Annotated in this window: 15 protein-coding genes and 1 rRNA gene; 11 read left to right on the top strand and 5 right to left on the bottom strand. The window is 55.4% G+C overall.

Translation table 11 applies throughout. The annotated features are described in order from the left end of the window. Positions 1-165 precede the first annotated feature (165 nt). Positions 166-283, top strand: a 5S ribosomal RNA gene (rrf, locus tag HGAS_RS08310). A 500-nt stretch (positions 284-783) separates the two neighbouring features. On the opposite strand, the gene HGAS_RS08305 is transcribed toward rrf, so the two are convergent. Further along, positions 784-2,583, bottom strand: a complete 1,800-nt coding sequence (locus tag HGAS_RS08305; RefSeq protein WP_019127339.1) for a dolichyl-phosphate-mannose--protein mannosyltransferase — start codon at positions 2,581-2,583, stop codon at positions 784-786. Between the two features lie 65 nt (positions 2,584-2,648). Here HGAS_RS08305 and rsmI point away from each other — a divergent pair, with 65 nt between their 5' ends. Beyond that, the gene (gene rsmI, locus HGAS_RS08300; RefSeq protein ID WP_019127338.1) at positions 2,649-3,503 is read left to right on the top strand and encodes a 16S rRNA (cytidine(1402)-2'-O)-methyltransferase; all 855 of its coding nucleotides are present in this window, start codon (positions 2,649-2,651) and stop codon (positions 3,501-3,503) included. Between the two features lie 104 nt (positions 3,504-3,607). Here rsmI and HGAS_RS08295 read toward each other — a convergent pair whose 3' ends face one another. Continuing rightward, positions 3,608-4,180, bottom strand: a complete 573-nt coding sequence (locus HGAS_RS08295) for an isochorismatase family protein (protein WP_019127337.1) — start codon at positions 4,178-4,180, stop codon at positions 3,608-3,610. An 86-nt stretch (positions 4,181-4,266) separates the two neighbouring features. Here HGAS_RS08295 and metG point away from each other — a divergent pair, with 86 nt between their 5' ends. Next, positions 4,267-6,108, top strand: coding sequence for a methionine--tRNA ligase (gene metG / locus HGAS_RS08290; protein ID WP_019127336.1), 1,842 nt, complete (start codon positions 4,267-4,269; stop codon positions 6,106-6,108). A 119-nt stretch (positions 6,109-6,227) separates the two neighbouring features. On the opposite strand, the gene HGAS_RS08285 is transcribed toward metG, so the two are convergent. Next, complete coding sequence (locus HGAS_RS08285; protein ID WP_019127335.1) at positions 6,228-7,250, bottom strand: LacI family DNA-binding transcriptional regulator; 1,023 nt, start codon at positions 7,248-7,250, stop codon at positions 6,228-6,230. A gap of 229 nt (positions 7,251-7,479) precedes the next feature. Between HGAS_RS08285 and HGAS_RS08280 the strand changes: the two genes are divergently transcribed. The 7 genes from HGAS_RS08280 to HGAS_RS08245 all read left to right on the top strand — a co-directional run bounded on the left by HGAS_RS08280 (position 7,480) and on the right by HGAS_RS08245 (position 19,852). Next, positions 7,480-9,159, top strand: coding sequence for an extracellular solute-binding protein (locus HGAS_RS08280; RefSeq protein ID WP_019127334.1), 1,680 nt, complete (start codon positions 7,480-7,482; stop codon positions 9,157-9,159). 191 nt (positions 9,160-9,350) lie between these two features. Continuing rightward, the gene (locus tag HGAS_RS08270) at positions 9,351-12,470 is read left to right on the top strand and encodes a glucodextranase DOMON-like domain-containing protein (RefSeq protein ID WP_019127332.1); all 3,120 of its coding nucleotides are present in this window, start codon (positions 9,351-9,353) and stop codon (positions 12,468-12,470) included. A 248-nt stretch (positions 12,471-12,718) separates the two neighbouring features. Next, complete coding sequence (locus HGAS_RS08265) at positions 12,719-14,539, top strand: glycoside hydrolase family 13 protein (RefSeq protein WP_233993749.1); 1,821 nt, start codon at positions 12,719-12,721, stop codon at positions 14,537-14,539. Between the two features lie 27 nt (positions 14,540-14,566). Then, positions 14,567-15,574, top strand: a complete 1,008-nt coding sequence (locus HGAS_RS08260; protein ID WP_019127330.1) for an ABC transporter permease — start codon at positions 14,567-14,569, stop codon at positions 15,572-15,574. A 26-nt stretch (positions 15,575-15,600) separates the two neighbouring features. After that, on the top strand, positions 15,601-16,587 hold the full coding sequence (locus HGAS_RS08255) for a carbohydrate ABC transporter permease (RefSeq protein ID WP_019127329.1): 987 nt from the start codon (positions 15,601-15,603) through the stop codon (positions 16,585-16,587). A 4-nt stretch (positions 16,588-16,591) separates the two neighbouring features. Continuing rightward, a complete protein-coding gene (locus HGAS_RS08250) occupies positions 16,592-17,284 on the top strand; it encodes a YesL family protein (protein ID WP_019127328.1) in 693 nt (230 codons plus the stop codon). A 93-nt stretch (positions 17,285-17,377) separates the two neighbouring features. Then, positions 17,378-19,852, top strand: a complete 2,475-nt coding sequence (locus tag HGAS_RS08245) for a TIM-barrel domain-containing protein (RefSeq protein ID WP_019127327.1) — start codon at positions 17,378-17,380, stop codon at positions 19,850-19,852. On the opposite strand, the gene HGAS_RS08240 is transcribed toward HGAS_RS08245, so the two are convergent. Next, complete coding sequence (locus HGAS_RS08240; protein WP_019127326.1) at positions 19,849-20,358, bottom strand: hypothetical protein; 510 nt, start codon at positions 20,356-20,358, stop codon at positions 19,849-19,851. The two genes, HGAS_RS08245 and HGAS_RS08240, sit on opposite strands and share 4 nt — an antisense overlap. A gap of 11 nt (positions 20,359-20,369) precedes the next feature. Then, positions 20,370-21,986: a PspC domain-containing protein gene (locus HGAS_RS08235; protein ID WP_019127325.1), complete on the bottom strand. Its 1,617-nt coding sequence runs from the start codon at positions 21,984-21,986 to the stop codon at positions 20,370-20,372. Between the two features lie 128 nt (positions 21,987-22,114). Between HGAS_RS08235 and HGAS_RS08230 the strand changes: the two genes are divergently transcribed. Beyond that, entirely contained in the window at positions 22,115-23,410 is a 1,296-nt protein-coding gene (locus HGAS_RS08230; RefSeq protein ID WP_233993748.1) for an ATP-binding protein, read from the top strand. Positions 23,411-23,429: the final 19 nt, after the last annotated feature.

Here is a 23,429-nt window from a genome sequence, read left to right as displayed (position 1 = left end):
GAGGTGCTCGTGAGCCGACTGGTACTAATGGGCCGACACTAACAAACACTTCAACCACACTGGTTGACAGACACCATAGAGTGCTCGTCGCCACTATGCGGATCACAACCAACACAACCCCCAAAACAACAACGGGGGACAAAGTGAATACTGGTTGAACCATCTTGTGGTGGTCATAGCCGCGGGGAAACGCCCAGCCTCCATTCCGAACCTGGAAGCTAAGCCCGCAAGCGCCGATGGTACTGCACCTGGGAGGGTGTGGGAGAGTAGGACACCGCCACAACACTCTTCAAGAGGGGGGTTTGGAACACTGTTCCAAACCCCCCTCTTTTTTACCTACACCCACCCGCACAACACACACAAACAACCCACGCCTTTGAGCCGCAACGAGCCCGGCAGACACAGGCTCAATTTGCTTGCTTTCGTGTCTGCCTTTTGTTGTATTCGTATGAAGTTCTAGATGCTCTTCTCAGCGAAGTTTCGAGTAACTAGTGGGGCTTGGCCCCTCTTCTGTTTTCACTGGTGTTAGAGGCCTTTATTAGGGATATCTGACTATTCAGGTTGTAAACCCGTGGGCGGTTATCAATTCACTTTTACTGTGCGCACTTAGTTTTTGGGGATCTACTTATTATTTGGCTCTGCGTCACTATGTCTCACTTAGACTGCGTGCACATTGTGTCTCTTCGCGACGCAATCGGCACAGTCTTTCTTCGCTATGTAAAAGTAGTGCCCGCGAACGGATGTTCGCGGGCACATGAGTTTTACTGCGAATGGCAGTTCACTTTAGATCCAAGTCGGGAGCCACATGTGAATGTGCCAGAAGTTGTACGAGATGAGATCTCCTCGCCACAGGGGCATGAAGAAGATCGAGACAGCTGTAATGAGCAGAACAATGATCACAGCGCCAATGGCAAACCTTTGACGTGTCACGACATTAGCGCCCATCCACCTGTAGTCACCCTCTTCAAGGGGTTGAGAGTCATACATGCGGTCGGGATTTACTTCGCAGCGAGTTTGATCCAGCATCAGTCCAATCACCCATGCCGCACTCAGGCAGACAAATGGTACGAAAGCAATCGTGTAGAAATTAAAGATCGTTCGGTTTGCGTTCAGATACCAAGGGAAGTACATCGCTAAGTATCCGCAGACAACAAAACCAGTCCTCCAGTTGCGGTCCCGCAGCGTCACGAACAAGACGATGAAGAATGCGATGGCTGCAAACCACCACAGAAGCGGATTCCCTAGTGCGACAACAGCGTTGACGCAATCCGACTTATCGCAGCTTGCATCCGCGATTTTGTTCCATGCGAAGGACGTCGGGCGAGCCTGAACAAACCACTGCGCGGGATGAGCCTGATAGGTGTGCGGAGTGGTTAGACCCGTGTGGAACTTCAGCATTCCTACGTGGTAGTCCCACAGGTCGTGGAATGCCCCAATAAAGCCATGGGTTTTGTGACCGTACGCGTTCCAGTGCCTAAACCAGCCGAACCATGAGGCGACATAGGTGATGACTGCGGGCGGAACCATGGCCAAGAATGCAACGGAGGTGTCGTTGATCAGGGTTGCGTAGAACGCGCGTGGGTGCCCAAAACGACGGCGTGTCATCCAGTCGCGGAAAGCGACAAATAGCCCTAAGACAGCCAGCGCGTAGAGACCCGACCATTTGACCGACATCGCAAGGCCACACAAGATACCCGCGACCAATAGCCACCAACGTGCACCCGCATGGGGGCCGATTCGAGAGGGGTTATCGGGGTCCGGCTTCCATTGGGAAAGTTTTTCGATCAAACGTGGGTGCGAAATCTCCTGATCTTTCAGGACGGCAAGGAAAGCGGCAGCGGCAAACATCGCCAGGAATATATCCAAGAGGCCGGTTCGCGAGAGAACGATCGCGATGCCATCTGTTGCCATAAAGAATCCTGCAAGTGCTGTGATAGCGGGGGAACGGAACAAATGCTGTGCGATTCGTGCGGTGAGGAAGACAAGAATAATTCCTGCGATGGCTGCGCTGATGCGCCAGCCGACCGGATTGGTTGCTCCGAAGACGCGCATTCCCAGGCTGATCAGCCACTTTCCAACCGATGGGTGAACGACGTAACCACCATTGGTCGAAAGCCCTGAGTAATCACCCGAGATGAACATCGGGTCGTTATCCTTCGCCCAGCTTCCCTCATAGCCCAGAGTCATTAGAGAGTAAGCGTCTTTAACGTAGTAGGTCTCATCAAAGACCAGAGTCTTAATTGTTCCAAGACCAGGAAGCCTAATGAGCGCTGCCAAAAGCGTGGTGACAAGAGTTGCGATCCACCCTGCTTGCGCAGACATTGGGAAACGTGCCCACTTGGGAATGGGGACGGGCTTCCATTCACGCCCCGTTCCTTCAGAAGTGGCATCCGCATCTTCGCCCTCTGGGGTCAGGTCGAGCTCTTCGCCCTCTGCCGAGGTCTTGTCCACCTCTGCTGAAGGGCTAGCTTCGCCTTCTTCGGCCTCGGGAAGAGGCTCGGAGCAAGCAGCCGGGGAAGCCTGGTTTGGACCCAAGGTGGGGTCTTCGGGAATATCTGAATCGGAAAGAGTCTTGTCGTCCACCCGATCAGTTTACCGAGGCCCCTGCTCAACTGGAGTAGCACACCCAAAGGTGCGACGATTGACGCGTGAGTGAAGACCAGGATTACATTCAGGCCCCCGCGTCGATCCTTCTTGCGGCCACCCCAATTGGCGATGTGCGCGATGTTTCCGCGCGCCTAGCACCCGCACTCGAGCAGGCGGACATTATTGCCGCAGAAGATACGCGTCGCCTCCTTGCCTTGGCCTCGAGAATGGGAATCCGACTGAGCGCCAAGCTCATCAGCCTCCACGACCACAATGAGTCCGCCAAGGCCTCGGCAGTCGTCGAGCAGGCGCGGGCGGGTGCGCGCGTCGTCATGGTCTCCGATGCGGGAATGCCCACCGTTTCCGACCCCGGCTTCCGCCTAGTTCACGAGGCCACGGCAGCCGGCGTTCACGTCAGTGTCCTGCCGGGCCCCTCGGCTCCCGTAACCGCGCTGGCACTGTCTGGGCTTCCTTCCGATCGTTTTGCTTTCGAGGGCTTCCTTCCGCGTAAAACAGGCGAGGCAACGCGCTATTTGAAGGCTCTTGCGCAAGATCCTCACACCCTGATCTTTTTTGAATCGCCCAAACGCGTCCATGAGACCCTGATTCTCATGGCTGAGGTCTTTGGCGCCGATCGCCAAGCCGCGCTGTGCCGGGAGCTGACGAAAACCTACGAAGAGGTGATTCGTGGGAGCCTTGCAGAGCTGGTTGAGGCTACAGAAGGTGAAGTTCTTGGTGAGATCACCCTGGTGATTGCGCCCGGACATGCGCAGGGCAATGCTGATGACCATGTCGAGGCCGTGCTCGTCTTGGCAGCAGAAGGCATGCGTTTAAAGGATGCCGCTGCCGAGGTTGCCGAGGCCACAGGGCTACGCAAGAACGAGCTATACCGGGCAGCACTCGCACGCGCGAACTGAGAAATGCGCACGAACTAGGGGAGAAGTGCGTATAAGCGAGCAGTGCGAATAAGCGAACGGCGCTAATCAGGGTAGCGGGCGCGATGTAGGGGAGTAGACGCGAATCAGTCCTGAGAGGGGACCAACTCAACTCCGGCCTCGGCCATGCGATGGGCCGCGAGCTCACCCAACTCGGGGCTGACGGGCTCAGTGAGGTCGGTGAAGACTCGCACTTTAAAACCGTCCTTCATGCCGTCCAGCGCCGTTTCGCATACACAGTGGGACTGAGCAAGGCCAACGACATCCAGCGAATCAATGCCTTTGTCGCGAAGGAGCTCAAGCAAGGGGCGTTTCGTTGCTACATCCTCACCATCGAAGGCAGAATACGCGGCCTCGTACATGCCCTTGTGAATGGTGACATCCGCATGGAGGTCAGCAAGGGCTGGGTGCAGCTCGGCCTCGGCAGTACCTGCAACGCCATGAGGAGGCCAGGTGTCGACGAAGTCGGGGTGATCAGAGAAATGCGTCCCCGGATCAATATGCCAATCCTGCGAGGTTACGATGCAGTCGTAATCCGCTGCGTGAGCGGCAACGAAATCAGCGACGCGCTGAGCGCAGGCATTCCCACCTTCAACAGGAAGGGCACCACCCTCGCAAAAAGTGGGTTGAACATCAACAATGATGAGCGCGCGGGGCATTAGATCCTCCCAAAGTATGAGCAGTGTCTGCTTCGAGAATAGGGCAGGGACGACTGGAACGCCAATAGGCACTAGACTAGGGGACCATGAGTCGTATTTTGTCTGCCGTTGCATGGCCCTATGCCAACGGCCCTCGCCACATTGGTCACGTTGCCGGTTTCGGAGTTCCCTCCGATGTTTTCTCTCGCTACATGCGAATGGCCGGGCACGACGTGCTGATGGTCTCCGGAACCGATGAACACGGAACCCCCATTCTGGTTGCCGCCGATGGCGCCGGAATGAGCGCGCGAGAGCTGGCCGACCAGAACAACCGGCTCATCGTCGAAGACCTGGTTCAACTGGGACTGTCCTACGATCTTTTCACACGTACGACCGCTGGAAATCACTATCGCGTCGTCCAAGACATGTTCCGAACCGTCCGCGATAACGGTTACATGATCGAACAGGTCACCCGCGCGGCAATCTCGCCTTCGACCGGACGTACTCTTCCCGACCGCTACATCGAAGGCACCTGTCCGATTTGTGGTGCCGAAGGCGCTCGCGGTGACCAGTGCGATAACTGTGGTAACCAGCTTGATCCCACAGATCTGATCAATCCTCATTCCCGAATCAACGGTGAAACCCCCGAATTCGTGGAGTCCACGCATTACTTCCTGGATCTTCCCGCACTTGCTGACGCGCTTTCCGCGTGGCTGGATGACCGCGATCGCTCGGGCACATGGCGCCCCAACGTCATCAAGTTCTCGAAGAACTTCCTTGAGGACATCCGCCCGCGTGCAATGACACGCGATATCGACTGGGGTATCCCGGTTCCCGGTTGGGAAGACCAACCCGGTAAGCGCCTGTACGTGTGGTTTGACGCGGTTATTGGTTACCTGAGCGCTTCCATTGAATGGGCGCGCCGCACGGGGGATCCCGAAGCGTGGCGCCAGTGGTGGAATGATCCCGAAGCCCTGACCTACTACTTCATGGGTAAGGACAACATCGTCTTTCACTCGCAGATCTGGCCCGCCGAACTGCTGGGTTACAACGGTCAGGGATCTAAGGGCGGTCAGCCCGGTGATCTTGGCGTGCTCAACCTGCCCACCGAGGTTGTCTCTTCAGAGTTCCTCACCATGGAGGGCAAGAAGTTCTCGTCTTCGCACGGCATTGTGATCTATGTGCGTGACATGCTCAGCCGCTACCAGGCTGATGCACTGCGCTACTTCATTTCTGCGGCTGGCCCCGAGTCCTCCGATGCGGACTTCACCTGGGCAGAATTCGTGCGTCGTACGAACGGCGAGCTGGTGGCAGGCTGGGGCAACCTGGTCAATCGCACCGCCTCGATGATCCACAAGAAGTTCGGCGAAATCCCCGCGCCGGGAGAGCTCCAAGAAATCGATCGCGCCTTGCTGGATGCCATCGCTGCGGGCTTTGACGAGGTCGGAGACCTGATCCGTCACCACCGCCAGAAGGCCGCTCTTGCCGCTGCAATGCGTTTGGTTGGCGAGGCCAACAAGTACGTCGCGGATACCGAGCCCTTCAAGCTCAAGGCCCCCGAAGAACGCGAGCGCTTGGCGACCGTGCTCTGGACGCTGGCGCAGGCCGTGGCCGATTTGAACCTCATGCTTTCACCCTTCTTGCCTCATGCCGCAAATGATGTGGACCGCGTGATGGGTGGCAGTGGCGAGATCGCTCCCATGCCCTACATCAAGGAAGTTGAGGAGCTGGACCCCGAGGTTCTTCCCGCAGACTTCGAAGGCCGTACAGGATACCCGGTCATTACCGGTGACTACACGAATGTTCCCACTTGGGAGCGTCACGATATCGTCGTTGGCACTCCGATTGAGAAGCCGACCCCGGTCTTCCAAAAGCTTGACGAGGCCATTGTTGAGGAGGAACTTGCGCGCTACGCGGAGTCTCGCCCTGACGATGTGACGGGAGCCTGAGCTTTTAGCTGTCGAGTGTGTGGCCCAAGCCTTTTGGCTTGGGCCACACACCTTTTCTGGGGTAAGGAAAACGGAAGAGGATCGTGTCCGCTTGCTGGGCGCGCGGCCTCGGGAAGGGACTAGAGGGCGCTGGGAAGAAGATCCTTGCAGATCGCCGTGGTGCCGCGAACAACTAACTCGGGATCGAAGAGAAGCTCAACGTGCTCCTTGGCGTTTTGTGGGCTCTCAATCAGGCTTGCCAGCGCGGAGACGGCACCGCTACTCAGGGTGTCGACCGGCTGACGAATGGTTGTCAGGCCCGGAGAAATGTAGCCGAGGTAGCTGGAGTCGTCGTAGCCGACGATGGAAATGTCATCGGGAACCTGTAGGCCCTGGAGTGTCAGTGACTTGAAAGCGCTCAAGGCCAGTTCATCGCTGGCGCACACGATTGCGCTCACTCCCGCATCAATCAGGCGCGCTGTTGCGGCCTGTGCGGTGCCCAAGCCGTAAGGAGCCCATTCCACGTACTCCGGCTTGAGGTCGAGCCCCGTACGGTTCGCAAAATCAAGGGCAGAGTTGTACTTCGTGATACTGGGGTAGTGGTTTGGATTGCCCAGAAGCAAACCGATGCGCGTATGCCCCTGATTGACCAGGTGTTGAAGAGCCATTTCCGTTGCTAGGCGATCGTCGGTGCGAATGAAGTAACCCGGTAAGTCGGGATCGCCCGCATTGATGAAAACCATTGGAATTCGATGTTCAGCAAGGCGCTGATAGATCGAATAGTCGTTGCCCTTGGAGTCGTACTGACCGGAAAGGAAAATCGCACCATCAATCTGTTCCGAAAGCACCATTGACAGCAAGGTTTCCTCGCTGGTGCCGCCAGATGTGTAGGTGCACAAGAAAGGCAAAATATTGCGTGCCGTCAGTTGAGTACTTATTGCCGTGAGTAAAGATGCGAAAACGGGATTGACCAGGTTTGGGGTAATGACAGCTACGTGCCGGGGTTGATTACGACCAACGGTGTTCGTAATCCCCATACTTTTCGCAGTATTGAGCACGGCCTGGCGAGTGTCATCGGAAACGCCTGGTTTTCCGTTGAGGACTCTTGAAACTGTGGCTTGACTGACGCCGACTTCAGCGGCAACGTCTGCAAGTGTTTTCACTATTGTCTCCGTATTCCACCGTTAAATTGGATGGGAGTTACCTGAATGCCCTAAGTGTATATGAAATCGTTATTTACGTAAAGGCATGAAAGGCTTGCGCAAGACTTGCTTTCATTGTTACAGTCATATCTGTCAGAAGGAACTGGTCATTGTGGATCGGCTCTCTGAGAGTGCATAGCTGCATAGCTTCACAGCAAGCGAACGATAATCTAAGGAAGGATTATCTCCAATGATGAAACATTCACATGTGGCGCCCGTACTGGCAAGCGCACTGGTTGCCGCATTGGCGTTGAGCGCATGCTCCAAAGGCTCATCATCCGACAACACCGCATCGGATGGCCGCCCCGTCGTGACCGTCCAGATCGTTAAGGACGCGCGCACCAAACCCATGAGTGACCTGAAGTGGACGAAGGACCTTGAAACTGCATGTGGATGCAGCATCAAGTGGCTGGAGACCGCGGCATCCTCGTGGGATCAGCAAAAGAGTGCCGCTCTGGCAGCCGGCGATGTTGCCGACCTGACCATTGCGGGCTTTGATTCAAGCGATATGGCAGAATTTGGCTCGCTGTTCATGGACCTCACTCCTGAACTGGGCAACCTGCCGAACGTGAAGAAGATGTTCGATGCAGAACCCTACTCGCGGATCGTTTCTACCAACACCAAGAACCAGATCCTCGGCGTGGGTCGTTCCACCGTTCCTCTCTCGGCCAATACCGGTAGCCACATGTTCATTAACAAGGCATGGCTGGACAAGCTGGGCCTGGCAGTTCCCACCACGTGGGATGAACTCAAGACCGTGCTCAAGGCATTCAAGACCCAAGACCCCAATGGCAACGGTGTTGCTGATGAGATTCCCCTGGACTTCAACAAGCCCGGAACCAATGGATTCGAAGGCTTCAACCCCAACCTCTTCTTGAGCTCCGTAGGCATTACCCTGAGCTCTGACTCCAGCTTGGGAATGTACGCCGATAAGGGCACCGTGAAGAACTACCTGACCGATGAGCGCTACAAGGACTTCGTGAAGTTCATGAACGAGCTGTGGTCAGAAGGCCTGATTGCTCAGGACGCATTCACCCACGACTGGTCCACCTACACCGGTCATGCAAAGGGTGATGGAAAGACCGCAACGGTTGGTATGTCCTGGATGTGGACCCCCTCAGATCTCTTCGGTTCTGAGCTGGGCAAGCAGTACATCACCATTCCGTCCCTGAAGGCGAAGGATGGGCAGACGACTCCGGTTGTGTGGGCATGGGGCGGCGACTCAATGGCCTATGGTGCAAACCAGATCGTTGCAAAGGCTGAGCCTGCAAATAAGGAAGCAACACTTAAGCTGCTGGATTCCTTCTACACACCTGAGATTGGTATTCAGGCAACCTACGGTTCATTCGGCGAGTGTGTCGAAAAGGGAGCTGATGGTACCTACACGGTTCTCGAGCCGGCTGATAAGAGTAAGAATGCCGGTGACTGGCAGTTCACCAACTCGCTTGCTGACCGCGCTCCCGTGTGGATCAACAGCGAATGGAAGCTGAAGCTGCCTGCAGAGCACACCGAGGTCTTCCCCGTGGACGCTGTCTACAACAAAGATTGGTCCAATATCGACCTGAACTCTGATGTGCTGTATGGAAACATGCCGACCACTGATGAGCAGGCAGATATCCTCTCTCGTAATGCGACCGGTATCAACCAGAACGCGATGGCGAAGTTCGCACAGTGGGTCACCAAGGGTGGTGTCGATAACGAATGGGATCAGTACGTTGCTGACCTCGAGGCAAACCACCTTGCAGAGAGCGTCAAGGTCAAGCAGGACATCTACGATGCCTACAAGGCTCAGATGAAGCAGCAGGGCGTTGATCTGAACTCCATGTTCAAGACTCAGTCCGACGACAAGTCGGCGAAGTTCACCAAGTAGTTCACGGCTGGCGTGCCCTGTGAGAATTCATAGGGCACGCCAGCTTTCTACACCTGGGTTTTCGATCAGCGTTTTGAACGTGTAAAACCCTCCCATCAACTTTCCTCCCTCCACATTTCTCTCCTGCATTGCTGCAGCGCTGCCGCAGTGCATTTCACCCACATTGAGTTCCTGAATGAGGAAGGTTACTGATGTTCTTTGGATTTCTCCATCGAGTGTTTGGGGCGGTGGGGCATGCCTTCGGGCATATCCCTCACCTGTTCCATATGCACCATCCGCTGATCACTATTTTTGGTGCTCACCGAGTTGTGGCCATCTTCGTCACCGTGACAACGACGATCGTCATCGGTGTCGGTGGAGTGACCATTATTATTGGCCCCACAAATGGCGATACAACCCCGCAGATTCCCGGCCAAGAGCAGACCACTCCTGCGCCGAAGCCGGATAAATCACCAGCTCGCGAAGATAAAATTCGTACCTGGTGGCATGAAAACGGTGTCAAGGACGCTGAAAAGCCCCTTGCTAACAATGAGGTTCGTCAATCACCCTTCTATTCGGTATCTGTGTCGGCCGTCGATGGTACTGATTCGGACAATAGTTCGTTTACCTATATGTCGATCCCGCGCAACGGTAACCCCATGCGTTCGGACCTCAACGATGATGGCGCAAAGTTCCAAGCCGACAATCACGTGACCATGAGTTGGTCCTCGTTCGAATATGACACTGATGTCTATGTCGACGTCACTTTGCAGACCGGCGCGAAACTAAGCGATGTCAACCAGGTCACTGTTCGCCCTGCAAAGGCGAATATTGAAAAGAAGCTGCTGGACGACAAGACTGTGCGTCTGTACATTCCTCAGAGTAACGACGGTTATCGTCTATCCGTAGAGTTTGCCCCCGAACTCATGGATGTTTACCGCTACCAGGGTGGGCTCACCCTTGAGGGCGGAGAAGGACACGAATACGTGGGAACCGAGCCGAAGAACTCCATGTTGCTCTTTGCTCAGCCTTGGGCCTCGCGCGTCGATCCGACAACCATCCCCACCGAGGCCGACGGAACGATTACCTACGTGACCCCGGGTGAGGTCACCAACTTGGATACCGTCGATACCGACATTGTGTACTTCAAAGCAGGTACCTACTGGATGACGAACAAGTACTCTGCAAACCTTCCTGATCGCGTGAAGTGGGTCTACTTTGAGCCCGGCGCCTTCGTGAAGGGAGCCTTCCAATTCGGGGTCAATGAGAACATCACGAATTACAAGGTCACGGGATACGGTGTGCTCTCAAGCGAGCAGTACCTCTATGAGACCGACATGTCGAATGGATACAAGACCTTGGAGCATAAGGATGGCGCAAACTGCCATGCCACCTGTGTTAAAGCTCTGAAGTTTACCTCTACCACTCCGCATCAGGTTCTTGACCTGCAAGGCGTCACCATCAAGGAGCCCTCATACCACTCCTTCGTGGAATATGGTTTCCGTCCTGCTGACCCCGAAAAGGGCAGCATGAGCGATGCTGAGTTTGCCGAGGCCGTGGCCCGTAACAGTGCGATCGAGGGGGCGAACGAGCAGTCCTTTAGCCAGCGCGTTCGCAACTACCAACAGGTGGGATCCTGGTATTGGCAGACCGACGGAATGGAGCTGTACCCCGGCTCGACCATGAAGAGCTCTTTCTTCCATACGAATGATGACGCGATGAAGCTCTACCACAGCAATGTGGATGTTTCGAATGTCGTGGTGTGGAAGAACGATAACGGCCCGGTCTTCCAGTGGGGCTGGAACTACCGCAACACTGAGAATGTGAAGGTCGACGGAACGAGTGTCGTGCACAGCCTGATGAATAACTCGGGTGCAACCAACACCTGCGTATTCAACTCATCCCCGCACTGGAACGGTGGCGCCTTCGATTACTCGGATCCTTCAACGACTTTGAAGAACTGGACCATTTCCAACACTGTCGTGGAAGGAAGTGTGAACTGTGGTTTCCGTATCTACGCCCTGTCAAATATGGAGAACTTCAAGATCATTAACTTCCATGTGGATTCGTGGAATGGGCAGCCTGAAGCAAATGTCGTGAGCCGTCTGACCCGTCCTGCAAATAAGGCGGGCAAGAAGGTGACGATTGGCAATGAAACTGTCGACCACAACGGTATTGAGATTCGTAACTTTAGTGTCGGTGACACCTTCGTGACGAAGGCCGGCGGAAACTGGGCATCCAATGAGCTTGGGCGTTTGGATTTCGATGCAGACTGTTGGGATAACTGGAACGCCACCGCAGATGGCAAGCCTGAGAACATGCCGACGCTAAGCGTTGAAGGGTTGAAGGACCAGGAGTCTTTGGATTCTCGTCATCTTTCGTTTAAGGGAACGACCGACGGTAATCGCGTCGTTGTAACGGTCAATGGAACGAACATGGAACTGCCTGTTATCGATGGTGCATTCAGCGCTGATCTCACCTTGGATCGCGCGATCAACTCGGTGCGCGTGAGCGCCTACTCACCCGAAAACACGGTAAGCCGAGCGAGCTACACGATCTACTCTTTCGGTGACAAGATTGGCACCTTGAGTGATCCCAGCGGTGATGACAATGGTGCCGGTACGGTTGTTTACCCCAAGAGTGAGAACTTCAATCCGGGCAGCTTTGACCTGCTTGAAACCTCCGTGTATCGCGATAACGATCACTACCAGTTCGTCACGCGAATGGGTGCTCCCGTGAACAACCCGTGGGGTATGAACCAGATGAGTACCCAGCGACTGAATATCTACATTCGCAGCGAGGCCAATACCTCAACTGATGTGACGCCTCTGCTAGCGGGGACGAACACCTTCGCTCATGGTGGTTGGGATTATGTTCTGATTGCTGATGGCCGTTCAGAATCATTGCCCTACAACATGGGTGTTTACGACAATGCGGGCAAGCTCAAGGGCGAGGTGACCTTGAAGGTTGCCGGTGACCGAATCATGATGTCCGTTGACCGCAGTGCGCTCGATGGCGTGGACTTGGCAAAGGCCTCGTACCAGGTGTCGATCTATTCCTCCTCGGAAGACGGGGAAGGTGTGGGCAATGTTCGTCCGATCTATTCGGCCGAATGCTACGCGGGCGGAAAGGGATGCCCTGACTTTGTGAAGAACTTCCGCTTCGGCGGTGGAAAGGGCATCTTCACAAATGAGTCCCCGTATGACTCGGACACTACGGATTCCAACGCAATTGACATCATCTCGGGTGCTATTGAGCAGTCCAAGGCTCTGAGTGTAAACGAAGACGGAAAGGTAGTGGTTCCCTTTGTCGGCTTCGATGCGCGCCACTAGAGATAGTGAAAAGTGCGTAAGCTGGAGTTAGAAGTGGGCTTCTCAGTGAAGCGCTGTGATCAGCGGGAATGATTCTGAGGAAACCCAAAATATTCAGGGGTGGGCATGAAAGTGTCCACCCCTGAATATATTTTGTAATACTTGCGCAAGGATTGCGTACTTGTTACGCTAAAGGGGTAGCGCATAGACGCGCCTCCAACCCCTCGCAAGAACATGCGGCAATGTTGACGACTGAGAAAGTTATTGCGATGACAAAGCAATTAAATGCTGATTTCGCTGCGACTCGCAACGCTGCGGCGAAGACCCCGTGGTGGTCGAACGCTGTGGTCTACCAGATTTATCCGCGCTCCTTTCAAGACGCAAACGGCGACGGAATCGGTGATATCCAAGGAATCACCCAGCGCCTGCCCTATGTGGCAGAACTTGGCATTGACGTAATTTGGCTGTGCCCCATGTACGTATCGCCCCAGGACGATAACGGCTACGACATTGCCGACTACCAGAACATCGACCCCATGTTCGGCACTCTCGATGACATGGATGAACTGCTCCGCACTGCCCACAGCTTGGGTCTGAAAGTCATCATGGATTTGGTGGTCAATCACTCCTCTGATGAGCACGCGTGGTTCATCGAATCCCGTGACAAAACCAGCGACAAAGCAGACTGGTATTGGTGGATGCCCGCAAAGGAAGGGCATGTCCCCGGCGAGATCGGAGCCGAACCCAATAGCTGGGGGAGCTATTTTGGTGGATCCGCGTGGACCTATGATCCGCAGCGCGGTGAATACTACTTCCATCAGTTCTCGGCCAAGCAGCCCGACCTCAATTGGGAACGACCCGAACTTCGCCAGGCGGTCTACGAGATGATGAACTGGTGGATGGACCGCGGAATTGACGGATTCCGCATGGACGTCATCAGTCAGATCTCCAAGACCTTGGATAGCCGTGGAATGCTCCCCGGAACCGATGGATCCGATAAGGAGATTTACCCCGTCGGCTCCGATGGGTATTCCTCGCCCTTTGATTTCTGCACGGATGGCCCGCGCTTGGATGAGTTTCTCCATGAAATGTACGAGGCCGTCTTCGCGGGTCGGGAAGGCTTCCTGACCGTCGGCGAGGGGCCGGGTATTTCCATTACCCGCGCAGCACACATTACGAACCCTGCCAGCGAAGAACTCGACATGCTCTTCCTTTTCGACCATGTTGGTATTGATGACGATGGTCCAGCAGGGAAGTGGTCCGTCGTGCCGTGGAAGGTTCGCGACCTACGCAATGTCTTCGCTGGCTACGAAGAAATTGTGCGCGATGGCGGATGGACCAGCCTCTTCTATTGCAACCACGACCAGCCCCGCGTCGTGTCGCGTTGGGGAGACGACAGTACGGAAGAACTGCGCTCTCGAAGCGCAAAGGCACTTGGCCTCGTCCTTCATATGCACAAGGGAACCCCCTACATCTACCAGGGCGAAGAACTGGGAATGACGAACGCAGGCTTTACCAGCCTTGACCAGTATCGCGACGTCGAATCCCTGAACCACTACCGCCAATACGTCGAAGAAGCGGGGATCTTGACCCACGACGAAATGATGAATGCGCTGGCTCTCAAGGGGCGTGATAATTCGCGGACACCTATGCAGTGGGATGACACAAGCTATGCGGGTTTCATTGATGAAAACGCCGGGCAAGTCCCCTGGATTTCTGTCAATGCAAACAAGGACATCATTAACGCAAAACGTCAGCAAGACGATCCCGATTCGGTCTACCACTTCTTTAAGCGACTCATTAAGCTGCGGCACACTAAAGACATCGTTGTTGCCGGAGACTGGCAATTGATTGCGCAAGATTCCGATTCTGTCTATGCCTTCACAAGAAGCTTGGGGAATGAATGCTTGGTCGTTGCCGCCAATCTGTCCAGTAACACCGTTGACCTGCCAACAGAAGTTGCAGAACTAGTGGGGGAGCCTCTGAATGAGCGTGTCCTCATCACTAACCAGGATGCCGCCCTTACATGCGAGGAACTGCAGGATCGCCACCTGCGTCCGTGGACGGCCTTCGCTTACATACTCGGCTAAATTCTTGGACGAAACGAAGAGGTTGCTATGTCCACTACAGAAGTTCAGCCACACGGCACAAAGCCGTTACGCTCCACCCCTGCCTCTAAGCAGGCCAGCACAAAAGTGAAGACACCGAAGGCTAAGGGCGCTCCCTGGTGGAGTCCAGCGGGCCTCGCAAACCACTTCCGACTGTACTGGCAGTTGTGGATCATGGTTTTGCCGGCGATCATTCTGGTCCTGATCTTCAGCTACGGGCCAATGTACGGAATCCAGCTGGCTTTCCGTGACTTCGATGTCAGCAAGGGCATTACGGGCGGAAAGTGGGAAGGGCTGAAGTACTTTAATCAGTTCTTCAAAGACCCGATGTTCTGGCAGATCATCCGCAATACCTTACGCATCAGCTTGTGGACCCTGGTCATGGGCTTCTTCGCCCCGATCATTCTGGCTTTGCTGATCAACCAGATCTCAAGCAAGAGAACGAAAACTTTCGTTCAGACCATCACCTACATGCCTCACTTCATCTCGACAGTGGTCATGGTCTCGATGCTCAATATCTTCCTCGCGCCAAATTCCGGCTTGATCAGTAAGTTCTTCGGAGGGGCGGACCTCATGGGAACCGCCTCTGCATTCACGCCCATCTACTGGATGAGCGAAATCTGGCAGCACGCCGGATGGAACTGCATCATCTACCTGGCTGCTCTGTCATCAATCGACACTGCGCTTTACGAGGCTGCGAAAATCGACGGTGCCGGGCGAATGCAGTTGATTCGATACATCGATATCCCGGCCATCTTGCCGACCGCGGGAATCCTTCTGATCTTGAACATGGGCTCGGTGCTGGGTGTCGGTTTCGAAAAGGTCTGGCTGATGCAGAACACGCTGAATATCCCGGCCTCTGAAGTCATCGCCACCTATACCTACCGCATCGGTATTTTGGCCCACCACTACAGCTATTCCACTGCAATCGGTTTGTTCAACAGCGTTGTGAACTTCATCTTCCTGGTGACTGCAAACAAGATTGCAAAGAAGACCAGCGACACCAGCTTGTTCTAGAACCGGCGTGAAGAAAGGACTGAATCATGTCTGCAGCAACACCTGCCGCTAAGATTTCCGGTCACGCGGCCGGGATGGGAACATCGGGGGATAGGGCAAACGAACCGAAGCCCAAGAAGAACCTTGGCGCATTGTGGCGAACGCGCTCTGCCTCTGACTGGATCATTGATGGAATCATCGCTTTGATCATCGCGGCCATTGTTCTGGCAATTTTGTACCCGATGTGGTTCATCATTGTCGCGTCTTTCTCAGACCCGAACTTGGTATCGACCGGTAAGGTGACAGTTCTTCCCAAGGGCATTAATTTCAAGGGCTACATCAAGATCTTGGAAGATACGCGTATCTGGATTGGCTACCGCAACACCTTGCTGTACTCACTCTTGGGCACAGCAGTGAACCTGATCGTCACGCTTCCAGCGGCCTTCGCCCTGTCCCGTAAAGAATTCAAGCCGCGCCGCGTGATCTTGTTCTTCTTTACCTTCACGATGTTCTTCGGTGGCGGCCTGATCCCCAGCTACCTGCTGATGAAACAGTTGGGACTGCTGAACAGCATCTGGGTTTTCATCATTCCGGGTGCCTTCAGCGTATTCAACATGATCATTGCCCGCTCCTTCTTCGAGGCCTCTATCCCCGAAGAACTTCATGATGCGGCGCAGGTCGATGGACTGTCGTACTTCGGGTATTTCAACAAGATCGTGTTGCCGCTGTCGACGGCGATTATCGCGGTTATTGGCCTGTACTACTTCGTCGGGCACTGGAACGATTACTTCACTGGTTTGATCTACATTCGCGACCAGAATCTGCAGCCTTTGCAGAACGTTCTGCAAAACATTTTGTTGGCAAACCAGACGCAAGTTGGTTCCGTCGGAATGACCGCAATGGATTCACAGAACTTTGCTGATCAGATCAAGTTCGGCGTGATCATCGTTTCGACAATTCCTCTGCTGATCATCTACCCCTTCTTGCAGAAGTACTTCAATAAGGGCGTCATGATCGGCGCCGTCAAAGGCTAGAACAATGACTAGAGTTGCCCTGACCTACGAGCGTTTGTGCCGCATCGTGCTGATGGTGTTTGTCGTCAACGTTGCGATGCTCGTTCACACGCTCATGGGACTGATCGTGGGAGGAATCTTCCCCTCAATCGCCGCCGCATACGCAACCTTTAGGACGTGGCTTATCGACGAGGATCAGTCGTGGCGCATTCGCCAGACCTGGACGGTGTTTCACCGCGCGTGGAAAGACGAACTCACCCAGGCCAATCTCTTTGGTTGGGTGCAACTGCTTATCGGCCTCGCCCTGGCGTGGGACTACTACCTGGTGAATTGGAACGACCTGGGTGGAGTGATCGGCGTTGGCGTCTCGGGCCTTCTGCTCTTACTCAACCTTGTGTTTTGGACCGTGGCAGCGCTGTCATGGTCAGTGCGTGCGAATTTCGATGAACCTCTTACGTGGATTCTTCGCATGTCGCTGAACATGACAGTGGCCCGCCCGCTGTGCACCCTGCTTCTTCTTGCCTTCACGGTCATCATTGGGTGGACGTGGAGCCAGTGGCCGGGCGTGTTTATGGTCTTCGGCGCTGCGGTTCCGATCTTCGCTGTCCAAGCAGTGATCTATAGCTTTGGGGGCTTGCCGGGAATGAGCGTCAAGGACCGACCCTCCCCGAACCCCGCCGACGAGGCCGTCGCTGAGCGCGGGGGAGTAGCCGCTTAAGCCTGCCGAGGCCTCGGCAATGAGAGAACCCGACAACTTTCCTTCCCACCACCTTCTTCCAACCACCTTAAAACCCGTAACCCAGGAGACCCAATGTTTCCCATCCCCTCTGTGAAGGCGCAGATGAACCCCCAGACCACTTTTGTTGGGGAGCGGTGGCGAATCGGCTTCCTGACCGATGCCCTGGTCCGCCTCGAGTGGTCGGATTCTGGAGTCTTTGAGGACGAGGCGACGCAGGTCGTCCTCAACCGCTGTTTCGAGCAGGAAACTCCAAAAGTTACCTACTCCCAGCGAGGCGGAATGCACGTGTGGGAGACCTCTTCCATCCGCTTGGTTTTTGACGGTCAGAGCTTTAGCAAAGAAGGATTGAGCGCTGTCGTCAAGAACGCGGGAGGCGGGTTTGGGACCACATGGCACTACGGAGACGAGGCGCACGAAAACCTCAAGGGGACCGCGCGCACTCTGGACGGTGTGAACGGGGCTTGCGAATTGGGTATGGGAGTGATCAGTCGTGATGGATGGGCGGTCCTAGATGACTCTAAATCAAATCTCTTTCAGAGTGATGAAGCTGCGTGCAGGGCAGGTTGCGTGACACGTCCGCGAGGCCACTCTGAAATCGACATCTATTTCTTCAGCTATGGAAGCCGATACGCAGAAGCCATTCGCGACTTCTACCGTTTGAGCGGTCCGACTCCACTTCTGCCGCGTTGGGCTCTGGGGAACTGGTGGAGCCGCTACTACCCCTATTCGCAGGATGAGTACCTCGCGCTGATGGATCGTTTCAATGCGGAAGGAATTCCATTCACAACCGCTGTTTTGGATATGGATTGGCACATCACCGATGTTGATCCGCGCTTTGGCTCAGGATGGACTGGGTACTCGTGGAATCGCGAGTTAATTCCAGATCCTCATGCTTTTACGGAAGCGCTGCATGATCGAGGTTTGCGTATTTCCGCGAATGTGCATCCCCGCGATGGAATACGCGCATTCGAAGATGCCTATCCCAAGGCCGCCGAAACAATGGGAATTGACCCGGTCAGTGAAGAACCGGTGGAGTTCGACCTGACAGATCCGAGCTTCATTCGCGCCTATTTCGATATGCATCATGATCTGGAGACTGATGGCGTCGATTTTTGGTGGATCGATTGGCAACAGGGCGGTGTTTCGCGTCAAAAAGGTCTGGACCCGCTGTGGATCCTCAACTACCTGCACTATATGGACATGGTCGCGGCATCTTCAGAAGGTGAGGGGCAGGATCACGAGCTCCCGCTGATTCTCAGCCGTTACGCGGGCCCAGGATCGCACCGCTATCCCGTGGGCTTCTCCGGAGACACAGTTGTCAGCTGGGAATCCTTGAAATTCCAGCCCTACTTCACGTCAACAGCCTCGAATATCGGATACGGCTGGTGGAGCCACGATATTGGCGGACACATGCTGGGCGTGCGCGACGAAGAACTGGAAGCGCGTTGGTACCAGCTCGGTGTTTTCAGCCCGATTAACCGACTGCACTCGAGTCTGTCGCCTTTCGTGGGCAAGGAACCGTGGAATTTCCAGCAACCCGTGCGCGATATCATGCGCGATGCGCTGATCCTGCGTCACCGCCTCATTCCTTACCTACACACAATGAATTGGCGTGCCGCTACCGAGGGCGCGCCGCTGGTGACTCCCATGTACTGGGCTCACCCAGATGAAGGGATCGCCTACGACGTGCATGAACAATTCATGTTCGGCACGCAGTTGATGGTTGCTCCCGTGGTGACCCCGCGCGATGCGTACACGCGTCAGGCACGCACACGCATGTGGTTCCCGCGCGGTCAATGGTTCGATTTCTTTACCGGACGCCGCTACGACGCCGAAATGGATGGTGGGCTGCGCCTCAATGTGTGGCGACCGCTGGAACTTCTTCCTGTTTTTGCCCCCGCCGGCGGGATTGTTCCCCTGCAAGAGCTGGATCAGAACATTAACGATTGTGGGAATCCCCAAGCACTGGAAATCCTTGTTTTCCCCGGTGCTGACGGCCACTTCACTCTGTGTGAAGATGATGGCCGCTACCCAGGTGTCAATTGCGAGCAGCGCAGCGGCGAAGTGCGAACCGAGATCGTGCACAACGACGCCTGTGGAACGCTGACCATTCACCCCGCAAAGGGCTGCACTGATGCGCTGCCCGCGCTTCGTTCGTGGACCGTGACCATGCGAGGTATTGAGAAACCAACGCAGGTGAGTGTCAACGGAGAGCCCGCTGAGTTCACTTACGATCCCGATACCCTGAGCGCGCGCGTGACAATTCACGAGGCCGAGGTGAGCCAGGTTCTCGAAGTTTCCTTCGCGGGTGGAAAGCTTCCTGCCTTTGCAGAAAATCCGGTTGAAAACGATATCTACCAAGCCCTGCTTCGCTGTGAGATGGATGCTCTGGCAAAAGACGATGCCTATGCGATGGTGCGTCGTCTAGGGCGTCGGGCACTTCCACAGCTACGCACCTTGGATAGAGGAAAAGAGGCGGGCATATTCCGCTCGGAAATGCCCGCCTCAGTGATCGAAATGATCGAAGAAATTTTGCTTCGTAGCTAGCGCTTCTTGTGTGTCATCACGGTGCTGACTCCCGCAATGATAATGAGGAGCACACCCATGATCGCCAGGGTCCCAATGGCAACCAGCGCGAGGTTTGCCGCCTTGACAAAAGCCATGGCAATCAGTGCGATTGCGGTGAAGATAATGATGCACGCCCAGAGAAGCTGTCCGATGCGCACGCCTCGATAGGGAGCTTCCTTCACGTCCTCGGCTGACCACACGTGAGCGGGAGGAACAATCGGGGTATTTTGCGGCTCAAATGTGTGTTCCGAGGCCGGGGTAGAGGTGGCCGTTGAACCGGCCGCCGCGCCTGCCGCGGCGCCTGTCCAGGCTGTAGAAGTCTCGGATGCCTCGGTATCGGCGCCGGTGTTGGTATCAGCCTCGGTGTCAGCCTCGGCAGTAGTTTTTTGATTCTCAATCGGAGCATCTGCGAAGGAAGGCAGCGGTTTTGTTTCCTCGTCGCCGACTGGCAGGGGGGTGGTCTGGTCAAAGTCGTTCGTACTCATGACAATTCCTTTCAGTGCTGGCCGGCTGCGGGCGACTCAGAAGACGCACTTGGTGAAGGCGACTGACTCTGGCTGGCTGATGGAGAAGTTCCCGTGGAAGGAGTGACGCTGGGCGTGGGAGAAGGAACCGCGGAAGGCCACGGATCCCGATCGACAGAGCTCCCCGTTTCGTCGATGTCCAGGGTGACAAGCTGGTTTGCATTGAGGTAAACAGTGATCCCCTGACCTTCCTTCCAGCTGGGAGAGGTCAGAACTGTGGGGCTATTACTGTCGAAGCCCTTCCACTTTTGACCGCCACTGAGATCAAGATCGAAGGTAATCGGTTGCTTCTGAGCGACGATGCGGATGGGCTGACCGTCGCGTACGCGGATGTTTGCGTAGGGAATCACCTGGGCGTTAACGGTGATGTCCTTGGTCAGGCCATCGGGTGCATGAGAGAGGTCGAGGTCAAGATTGATGACATTGGAGCCGTTGGAACTTCCAATTGTGTCTGAGCGCCAGTCGGCATTGGTATCAATGTTTCCCGCCACGGATGTGTAGTGGAGTGGTGTGGTGGTGGCGTATGCCATGCCTCCAAGAAGCGCTGGAATTGCGAAGAACATTCCGAGAACCGACAAGATGGTGAGCATCACTGAGGAGCGATCGCGAAGAGCAGCGATTAGGTGTGCGATGCCGACTATGAGCAGGCAGGCGGCCGCACCAGTCAAGGCAATCTGTACGCTTCGATCAACTTGAGTCGGGGTGCTGTATCCATTGCGGTAGAGCAGGAAGAAAGTTCCTGCCAGCGCAAGGAAGACCAGCCCGTAGACGCATAAGACAATCGCGCGAGGGACTACTCGAGAGCGGAGCGCAGGCTGCGTGGCAAAGGGGGTAAAACGCTTTCCTGCGCTTTGAGGAATTGTTTGTCCCGAGGCCTGGGGCTGAGAGCTACCGGGGGTGAAGGGAGTCTGGACCGGCGGAGTTTGCGCGGGAGGGGTTTGCGCGGGACCGGACTGAGCGTGAGGGGTTTGAACAGGGGGCTGAGACGCTGTTGTCTGTGCCGCCGAAGGCGGTGCAGGGGGGAAAGAATAGTAGTCCGAAGATGTCGGACCGCCCTGCGTACGCCAATCAGGAGTTGTATCTGGCATGGTTTCTTCTCCTTGTGCAGATGCAGGAGTAAAGGGAGATGGGGCCGGCTGGGCGTATGGCTGCGCCGGTGGTGTCGCACTCCAGTACTGACCCTGTGTGGGGCCCGTCTGCTTCGGCCTTGCGAGTAGGACCGCAATCACGACAATTGCGACGGGGAAGATCAGAAAAAGAGGAATCCACACGAAAGCGTGAAAGAAGCCGAGCGCGATTCCTGAAGTTCCACCACCGAAAACCGCTAAGAGGATCGCTCCGATGATCGCAGCATCGAAATTGCCCTTGAGCATTTCGTCAACGTGGATACGGCCGTCTTTTGCCTCGGGAAGGAAAACCCACGCTAAGGCGTAGAGGACGCATACAGCGGGGAAAAAGAGCGCGGCAACAACGACGGCGATCCGCAGGGAGTTCACGTCCCATCCATAGCGCTGTGCCAATCCTTGGCACACGCCGCCGATGACGCGAGGCTCTCCACGGAAGAAGCCGGAGTAACGCAACGATTTCATGAATCCTTTGTTCATGATTCCACTGTGCCCGTATGGATGGCGAAAAGATATGGGGGGATGCCCTGATCGATCCCCGATTCTTTCCCCAGCCTTGCGCTTCCACTCCCGATTCGTGTGAAGATACAGATGTGAGCAATGAGCAGCAAGTGTGGCAGTCGGGTGAACAGAAGCCCCGTGGATATCACTGGAACCCACCCGAGCTGCGCGAACCCACACGTGTTCTGCATCGCTCCAGCGCATATTCAACCGATATGCCTCTGCCCTGGATTGGTGGAGTCTGCGCGGGAATTGCCTCGATGCTCGGTGTGTCTGCCGGAATCATTCGCTTTGCATTCGTGGCGGCCCTGCCCGCTTTCGCGGTTCCGCTTTTCGTGTATCTCTGGCTGTGGCTCACTCTTCCCGACGATCCCAGCACTGCCGAAATTGCCCCCGCACGTCTTCGTGTGCCTTTGGCCTCGGCGGAAGAAATTGTTCGACGCGAGCACGACCAACGCAACTTGCGCATGCTCTTGGTCGGATTGGGTGCGGTGGGTCTTGCCCTTGCAATTGCCTACCTGCTTTTTACGGGGATAGCTGGACTGCGCGATATTGCTGCAGCAGTTCTTGTCGTGGGTGGAATCGCGGCGGTGTGGACGCAAAGTACTCGCGCGCATTCATGGAAAAACCCGCTTTTTATCCTCATTACTTTGGCCGGAATGATCCTGGTTGCCAGTGGCTTGGTACTGGCGTCATTTCGCGGAGAATCACCCTGGGATATGGTTCGAGGCGCGATCTTGGGTGGGTCCCTGATCCTCTCTTTCGGGGTTGCCATCATTCCTCTATGGGTGAGAACTTCCCAAGAAAACACGCGAGCGAAAGAACGTGAGAAACGTGAAGCTGAGCGTGCTGACATGGCCGCACACCTGCATGATTCTGTCCTTCAGACACTCACTTTGATTCGAAATAACGCCGATAATCCAAGTTCGATTCGCGCGCTGGCCCTGGGGCAGGAACGTGAGTTGCGCTCGTGGTTGTACACGGGGCGCGAAGAAGCGGCAGATTCCCTTGCCGAAGCCTTGCGTGAAGCGATTTCGGTGCTGGAGACAACTTTTGGTGTTGAAGTCGGCGTTGTGACGGTTTCCGATATACGCCCAGGTCCCGGTGAGTTGGCGATGGTCGCCGCTGCTTCCGAGGCCGTTTCCAACGCGATTCGCCATGCTCGTCCGCCCGTGAGCGTCTACATGGAGGTCGGGCCGAAGTGTTCGGAGATCTTTGTTAAAGACTGCGGAGATGGCTTCGATATCTCCGCGATTCCCGAGGACCGTCACGGCGTGCGTAATTCGATTTTCGGCCGCATGGAACGAGCAGGTGGAAAGGCTCAAATCCGCCATCTTGCCAGTGGAACCGAGGTTCATCTCTCCATGCCTGTAGATACACTTGAGTGACGATGCTCGCTGAAGGAGA

This window comes from Actinomyces sp. ph3, assembly GCF_000308055.1.
Lineage (GTDB): Bacteria > Actinomycetota > Actinomycetes > Actinomycetales > Actinomycetaceae > Pauljensenia.
The sequence above is the reverse complement of the archived record's forward strand: the minus strand, read 5'-3'. Positions and strand labels throughout refer to the sequence as shown.

Bases quoted from the DNA above. Each gene is read 5' to 3' on its own strand.
- HGAS_RS08295 (WP_019127337.1), bottom strand. From the start codon at position 4,180: ATGCCCCGCGCGCTCATCATTGTTGATGTTCAACCCACTTTTTGCGAG.
- metG (WP_019127336.1), top strand. From the start codon at position 4,267: ATGAGTCGTATTTTGTCTGCCGTTGCATGGCCCTATGCCAACGGCCCT.
- HGAS_RS08280 (WP_019127334.1), top strand. From the start codon at position 7,480: ATGATGAAACATTCACATGTGGCGCCCGTACTGGCAAGCGCACTGGTT.
- HGAS_RS08270 (WP_019127332.1), top strand. From the start codon at position 9,351: ATGTTCTTTGGATTTCTCCATCGAGTGTTTGGGGCGGTGGGGCATGCC.
- HGAS_RS08265 (WP_233993749.1), top strand. From the start codon at position 12,719: ATGACAAAGCAATTAAATGCTGATTTCGCTGCGACTCGCAACGCTGCG.
- HGAS_RS08260 (WP_019127330.1), top strand. From the start codon at position 14,567: ATGTCCACTACAGAAGTTCAGCCACACGGCACAAAGCCGTTACGCTCC.
- HGAS_RS08255 (WP_019127329.1), top strand. From the start codon at position 15,601: ATGTCTGCAGCAACACCTGCCGCTAAGATTTCCGGTCACGCGGCCGGG.
- HGAS_RS08250 (WP_019127328.1), top strand. From the start codon at position 16,592: ATGACTAGAGTTGCCCTGACCTACGAGCGTTTGTGCCGCATCGTGCTG.
- HGAS_RS08245 (WP_019127327.1), top strand. From the start codon at position 17,378: ATGTTTCCCATCCCCTCTGTGAAGGCGCAGATGAACCCCCAGACCACT.
- HGAS_RS08240 (WP_019127326.1), bottom strand. From the start codon at position 20,358: ATGAGTACGAACGACTTTGACCAGACCACCCCCCTGCCAGTCGGCGAC.
- HGAS_RS08235 (WP_019127325.1), bottom strand. From the start codon at position 21,986: ATGAAATCGTTGCGTTACTCCGGCTTCTTCCGTGGAGAGCCTCGCGTC.